Annotated in this window: 4 protein-coding genes; 1 reads left to right on the top strand and 3 read right to left on the bottom strand. The window is 64.4% G+C overall.

The features are described 5' to 3' along the window. Positions 1 to 61 precede the first annotated feature (61 nt). Together ACK1U9_RS14905 and rlmKL are read right to left on the bottom strand one after the other, a co-directional pair. Positions 62 to 2,452 carry a sensor domain-containing diguanylate cyclase gene (locus ACK1U9_RS14905; protein WP_449109982.1) on the bottom strand — a complete coding sequence of 797 codons (2,391 nt, stop codon included), beginning with the start codon at positions 2,450 to 2,452 and terminating at the stop codon, positions 62 to 64. 94 nt (positions 2,453 to 2,546) lie between these two features. After that, positions 2,547 to 4,739, bottom strand: a complete 2,193-nt coding sequence (gene rlmKL / locus ACK1U9_RS14900; RefSeq protein ID WP_153671134.1) for a bifunctional 23S rRNA (guanine(2069)-N(7))-methyltransferase RlmK/23S rRNA (guanine(2445)-N(2))-methyltransferase RlmL — start codon at positions 4,737 to 4,739, stop codon at positions 2,547 to 2,549. Positions 4,740 to 5,300: 561 nt separating this feature from the next. Between rlmKL and rmf the strand changes: the two genes are divergently transcribed. After that, positions 5,301 to 5,516: a ribosome modulation factor gene (gene rmf, locus ACK1U9_RS14895; RefSeq protein WP_003248687.1), complete on the top strand. Its 216-nt coding sequence runs from the start codon at positions 5,301 to 5,303 to the stop codon at positions 5,514 to 5,516. Positions 5,517 to 5,664: 148 nt separating this feature from the next. Here the strand turns inward: rmf and ACK1U9_RS14890 are convergent, their stop codons facing one another. Next, positions 5,665 to 6,687 (bottom strand): quinone-dependent dihydroorotate dehydrogenase, encoded by a 1,023-nt coding sequence (locus ACK1U9_RS14890; protein ID WP_108481428.1) that lies wholly within the window; start codon positions 6,685 to 6,687, stop codon positions 5,665 to 5,667. Between the last annotated feature and the right edge of the window lie 28 nt (positions 6,688 to 6,715).

Here is a 6,715-nt window from a genome sequence, read left to right as displayed (position 1 = left end):
GTGCAGTACCTGTGGGAGCGGGCAAGCCCGCGAAGGGGCCGGTACCGACAACCAAAAACGATCAGGCCAACTCCCCCTCCACCCGATCCCGCCCGGCCTGCTTGGCCGCATATACCCCGGCATCAGCCCGCAACAGCAAAGCATCGGCCCCCTCCCCCGGTCGCCAGCCCGCCACACCAAAACTCGCGGTCACCCTGCCCACGCCTTCCACCGGCACATTGCGCACCCCATGCCACAGCTCCAGCGCCAGCAACCGGGCCTGCTCGGCATCGCTGCCGGGGCACAGCACCATGAATTCCTCGCCGCCCAGCCGGCAGAACACATCGGTACGCCGCAAACGCTGGCCGATACGCAGGCACAAGCTACGCAGCACGCGGTCGCCGACGGCATGGCCGAAATGGTCGTTGATGCGCTTGAAGTGATCGATATCGAGCATGATCACCGCCAGTGCCAGGCCATCGCGCTGGGCACGTTCCAGTTCGAGCTTGAGCCGCTCCTGGAAGTAACGGCGGTTATGGATGCCGGTCAGCGAGTCGGTCACCGACAGCGCACGCAACTCTTCCTCCACGCCCTTGAGGTCGGAGATGTCGGTCAGGTAGCCATGCCACAAGGTGCACCCCTGCTCGCCCACCTCCGGTGTCGCCTCGCCACGCACCCAGCGCAGCCCGGCACGCGGCAGGCAGACCCGGTATTCTTCGCGCCAGGGCGTCAGGTGTTCGGCCGAGTAACGCACCGAGCGGCGCACGCGCTCCAGGTCATCCGGGTGGATGCGCTCGAATACCGCCGTGGCATCCTCGCGCAACTGCTGCAGGTCAATTTCGTATATGTCGTACAGGCCCATGCTGGCATACGGAAAGCAGGAATGGCCGTTGCCATCCAGGCGGTACTGATAAATGCCGCCCGGCACCTCGGCACTGAGCTTTTCCAGAAGGCGGTCACGGGCCGCCAGCGCCTCATGCACCCGACGCCGTTCGGTGACATCGATGCAGATCGCCAGGTAACCGATCCACAACCCCTGTTCATCGAGCATGGCGGTGACCAGCATGTTGGCCACCAGTTGGCTGCCATCGGCGCGCAACAAGGTCCACTCCCCCGGCTCGGCACCATGCTCCTGCACCGTTTCGGCGAACATGGCCTGGCCACCTTCAATCGGTCGGCCGTAACGCAGGCTCAAGGCATGGGTACGCAGGCTCAATTCCTCGGGCAGCACCAGGTCCTCCAGGCGCAGCTGGCCGATCGCCTCGCTGGCGGGGTAACCGAGCATGCGTTCGGCGCCGGCGTTGAAGGTACTGACCACGCCCTTGAGGTTGGTAGCGATGATCGCCACCTGGGTTGCGGCATCCAGTACGCTGCGCAGCTGGTTGTGGGTGCCACGCAATGACTGCTCGCTGACCCGCAGCTCGGCAGTGCGCTGCTCGACCAGGGCCAAGGCACGCTGGCGCTGGCTGAACAGGTTGTAGAGCAAGATACTGAGCAGCAGGCTCAACAAGCCGCCCAGCAGGCTCACGGCCAACACCGCGGAGGAACGGTTGGCGCGCACGAAGGCCAGACTCGGCCGGATACTCAGCTGGAAGTGGTGATCAGCCAGGTGCAACAGCTGGTTGGTGGCCAGCGGCAGGGGGGCGACCGGGTTCTGCGAATCAAACATCACTTCGGGGCCATGCAGCCCGGTGGGGTCGACGATACGGACTACCAGGTTGTCGTCCGCCGAAACCGGGCGCCCGTCACTGACCAGTTCACGCATGCTCAGCAAGGCCGTCACATAGCCCACTGCCGCGCCGCGGGGGTTGGCATCGGAAAACACCGGCGCCACCATCAGCAGGCCACGCGCATCCGAGCTGGTATCGAACATGGGCAGTGGCTCGGAAACCGCCATGCTGCCCGGCCCCAGCGCCCGCGACAGGGCCGCCAGGGGCTCTTCCTGGCCGGCGAGGTCCAGCCCATAGGGCAGCCCGGGCAATTCACCCGACTGGGTATAGAGTACCGGGAAGTAATGGTCGCGCTGGGGGGATGGCCGCCACTGGCCTTGCTGATCCTGGTCGCGGATCACATAGCCCGGACCGGAATGCGCACTGGCCTGGCGCTCGAACTCGGCGCGTTGCGAGGCTTCGACACGCGGCGCCCAGGCGTAGGCCAGGGTCCGCTGCAGCAATGGCCTGGCGTAGCCGTCGAACTCGTGTGGGGTGATTTCGTTGGAAAAGCTGAAAAACCGCCGCAGCCCGTCCAGGCGCTGCTGCTGTTCGTCAAACCGCTCGGCGATACGGCTGAAACGCTCGCTGGCCAGCAGCTCGAAGCGCTGGCGCAGCTGCTGCTTGTAGAAGGTTTGCGTGGCTAACGCCAGGACGGCCGTCAACAGGCCGCCTACGACCAGCGCAACCAGGGCCACCGCCCAGGCGGACACCGCCTCTGTGCACAGGCCAAGCAACCGCGCACGCACGCCACCCTTTGACATACACCCATCTCGTCACGTCAGCGTCCTGCGGATTATCTTGCCCTGCACTCAGTTATAGCTATTGGCCATTAGCCGTGCAATGTACCTCGTCGCCTCAACGAAGCTGCAGACGCCAGGCGCGATGGATACGGTTATTGCGAGCGAAGTCCGGGTCCAGGGTCTGGGCCGTGATTTCCTCCACCGCGTAACGCGCCATCAGGTGCTCGTCCAGCTGGAACTTGCGGAAGTTGTTGGAGAAATACAGCACGCCACCCGGCGCCAGGCGGGCCATGGCCAGGTCCAGCAGCTGCACGTGGTCACGCTGAACGTCGAACACGCCTTCCATGCGCTTGGAGTTGGAGAAGGTAGGCGGGTCGATGAAGATCAGGTCGTAGCTGTCGCGGTTGCCTTCCAGCCAGGCCATCACATCGCCCTGCTCCAGGCGGTTGCGTTCGGAGAAGCCATTGAGCGCCAGGTTGCGCCGCGCCCAGTCCAGGTAGGTTTTCGACAGATCGACGCTGGTGGTGCTGCGCGCGCCGCCCTTGGCCGCATGCACGGTCGCCGTGGCGGTGTAGCAGAACAGGTTGAGGAAGCGCTTGCCGGCTGCTTCGCGCTGGATGCGCATGCGCATCGGGCGATGGTCGAGGAACAGGCCGGTGTCGAGGTAGTCGGTGAGGTTGACCAGCAGCTTGACGCCGCCTTCGTTCACTTCCTGGAAGCGGCCTTCGGTAGCCTGACGCTCGTACTGGCGCGTGCCGCTCTGCCGCTCGCGACGCTTGAGCACCACACGCTGCGGCGAAATGCCCAGGGCCTGCGGGATGGCTGCCAGCGCGTCGAGCAGGCGTGCCTGGGCCTTGTCCGGGTCGACCGAACGTGGCGCGGCGTATTCCTGCACGTGAACCCAGTCCTGGTACAGGTCGACCGCCAGGGCGTATTCGGGCATGTCGGCATCGTACAGGCGGTAGCAATCGACCTGCTCACGGCGGGCCCACTTGCCCAGTTGCCGGAGGTTTTTCTGCAGGCGGTTGGCGAACATCTGCGCCCCTTCCGACAGGCGCGCCGGTTCGCTGGCTGGTGCTGCCTGCTGGCGGGTTTCCGTGCCTTCAGGCTGCGCCTCGCGGCGCTCGCCGGTAACGAACTGGTCGGGCTGCACCTTGAACAACAGTAGCTTGCACGGCAAGGCGCCGTTCCAGAACGCGTACTGCTTGTGGCTGCGAATACCCATGCGCTTGCCCAGCTGCGGCGCGCCGGTGAACACCGCCGCCTCCCAGCCCATGCAGGCCTGGCGCAGGCGCTCGCCAAGGTTCTGGTAGAGATACAGCAGGCTGGCTTCGTCACCCAGGCGCTCGCCATAGGGTGGGTTGCTGATGACCAGGCCTTTCTGGTTCTGGTCCGGGCGCGGCTCGAAGGTGCTGACTTCGCCCTGGTAGATCTTCACCCAGTCACCCAGGCCGGCGCGCTCGACGTTGTTGCGGCCTGGCTGGATCAGCCGCGGGTCGGCTTCGTAACCACGGATCCACAGCGGCGGTTTGGCCAGACCGGCCTGTGCCCGCGCTTGCGCCTCGTCATGCACCTTGCGCCACAACGCCGGTACATGGCCGAGCCAGGCACTGAAGCCCCAGCGTTCACGTTTCAGGTTGGGCGCGATATCTGCGGCGATCATCGCCGCTTCGACCAGGAAGGTACCCACACCGCACATCGGGTCGGCCAGCGCGCCACCTTCGGCGGCAATGCGCGGCCAGCCGGCGCGGATCAGCACCGCCGCCGCCAGGTTTTCCTTCAGCGGCGCGGCGCCTTGCTGCAGGCGGTAGCCACGCTGGTGCAGGCTGTGCCCGGAAAGGTCGAGGGAGAGAATGGCTTCGCCACGGTCCAGGCGCAGGTGCACGCGCACATCAGGGTCGATCTTTTCCACCGACGGGCGCAGGCCTTCGCGGTTGCGCAGCTTGTCGACGATCGCATCCTTGACCTTCAGCGCACCGAAGTGGGTGTTGTCGATACCCGAACCATGGCCGCTGAACTCCACCGCGAGGGCGCCATCGGCCGCCAGGTGATCGGCCCAGTCGACCGCGTGCACGCCGTCGTAGAGGTCGTCGGCGTTCTTCATGGAGAAGCGCTTGAGTACCAGCAGCACCCGGTTGGCCAGGCGTGACCACAGGCACAGGCGGTAGGCGGTTTCCATGTCGGCGGCGCCACGAATGGCCGAGGTGTGCTCGCGCACGTCATCCAGGCCGAGGCCCCGCGCTTCTTCGGCAAGCAGGCCTTCCAGGCCTTTGGGGCAAGTGAGGTAAAGTTCGAAACGGTCCGACATGAGTAATCCAGCGCCTTGGGCTATTTGACTGACGGGGCGACGCATCGCCCCGCGATGTTTGCCCGCACACCTTTCCAGCAGGCGTGCGGGTGGCCTTCACCGGCACACAAGCGTGCGGTGGAAGGCCGGGCCGCCTGACCGATCTGTGCCTGGCCCAGTGGCAAAGACAGCTTAGATCATCAGGCAGTACGAAAAATTCTGGCGATGCCGGGGCCAGTGTGACCCTTCGTCGCATTTCAAATTATTTCTGTCATCCGCGAGCAACGCTGGCGAAATGACGTCAATGATCGGCAAAGCCTGATCATAGCGGGCTCAACGCTAAACAAGGTTGAGTCGCATTTATTTACTTATCCCCTCACCCTTGGAAAGGTTACGTGCTTATGACAAATCGATCATTCACACCGTGACTCGCATTCGATAGAACTGGTCTCAGGCCGCTTCGCAACGAGGTGGCACTTTCAGCTCGCCACGCCGGCAGCGAGCGCACACCGGCAGAAAGACTCTGCCCGGCCTCGGAGAGGCCGACGGGACATTACAGTCAACAAGTGAGGGCAACACCCTATGAGAAGACTTAAGCGTGATCCGTTGGAAAGAGCATATTCACGTGGCTACCAATATGGGGTCACCGGCAAATCCCGCGAACTTTGCCCCTTCAATCTTCCTTCTGTTCGCCAAGCCTGGATCAACGGCTGGCGTGAAGGTCGCGGTGATAACTGGGACGGAATGACTGGCACCGCTGGCATCCATAGACTCAACGAAAATCACGCCGTTGGCTGAACGAGGACACTGAATTCGATTCACCATGCACGCCCTATCCGGGCGGCGGGCGAAGGCCCAGGGGCCCCTTGATGGGGCCCTTTTTTATGACTACGAATCCACATCCGCGCTGGCTTCTTCGCGGGCTCGCCCGCGAATGGCCGGCAGATCACCGAGGCATCGCAGCGATAGCGTCCACCGCCTCGCGAATCAGCGCAGGCCCCTTGTAAATGAAGCCGGAGTAGATCTGCACCAGGCTCGCCCCGGCAGCGATCTTCTCGGCGGCATGGCGGCCTTCGGTAATGCCGCCAGCGGCAATGATCGGCAGCTTGCCGCTCAGTTCGCCCGCCAGCACCTTGACGATATGGGTGCTCTTCTCCAGCACCGGCGCGCCCGACAGGCCGCCCGCCTCGCCACCGTACGGCAACCCTTCGACACCTTCACGCCCCAGCGTGGTGTTGGTGGCGATCACCGCATCCATGCCCGACTCCATCAGCGCCGCGGCGACCAGGGCGGTTTCTTCGTCGCTCATGTCCGGGGCAATCTTGATTGCCAGAGGTACGCGCTTGCCATGCGTGCCGGCCAGTTGCTCGCGGCGCTCGGCCAGGGCATCGAGCAACTGCTTGAGCGAATCGCCGAACTGCAGGCTGCGCAGGCCCGGGGTGTTTGGCGAACTGACGTTGACCGTGATGTAACTGGCGTCGGTGTACACCTTGTCCAGGCAGATCAGATAGTCATCGACGGCACGCTCCACCGGGGTGTCGAAATTCTTGCCGATGTTGATGCCCAGCACGCCGTTGTAACGTGCAGCCCGCACCCGGCCGAGCAGGTGATCAACGCCCAGGTTGTTGAAGCCCATGCGGTTGATGATGGCCGTTGCCTCCGGCAGGCGGAACAGGCGTGGCTTGGGGTTGCCCGGCTGCGGGCGCGGGGTGACGGTGCCGATTTCGACGAAGCCGAAGCCCAGCTGGGCGAAACCGTCAATGGCCGCACCGTTCTTGTCCAGGCCGGCCGCCAGGCCCACCGGGTTGGCGAAGTTCAAGCCCATGACCGTGACCGGCAAAGCCGCCGGCTGCTTGCACAGCATGCCGTTGAGGCCAAGACGGCCACCGGCGCCGATCAGGTCCAGGGACAGGTCGTGGGAGGTTTCCGGAGAAAGCTTGAACAGCAGCTGGCGGGCCAGGGTATACATGGGCGGGCAAGGCTCGGGGTGAATGAGG

The sequence above is a fragment of the Pseudomonas sp. XP1 genome, from assembly GCF_053557675.1.
Note: the sequence above shows the minus strand (reverse complement) of the source record. Positions and strands in the feature narration are given on the sequence as shown.

Coding starts and splice junctions, on each gene's coding strand:
- ACK1U9_RS14905 (WP_449109982.1), bottom strand. CDS start 2,452: ATGTCAAAGGGTGGCGTGCGTGCGCGGTTGCTTGGCCTGTGCACAGAG.
- rlmKL (WP_153671134.1), bottom strand. CDS start 4,739: ATGTCGGACCGTTTCGAACTTTACCTCACTTGCCCCAAAGGCCTGGAA.
- rmf (WP_003248687.1), top strand. CDS start 5,301: ATGAGAAGACTTAAGCGTGATCCGTTGGAAAGAGCATATTCACGTGGC.
- ACK1U9_RS14890 (WP_108481428.1), bottom strand. CDS start 6,687: ATGTATACCCTGGCCCGCCAGCTGCTGTTCAAGCTTTCTCCGGAAACC.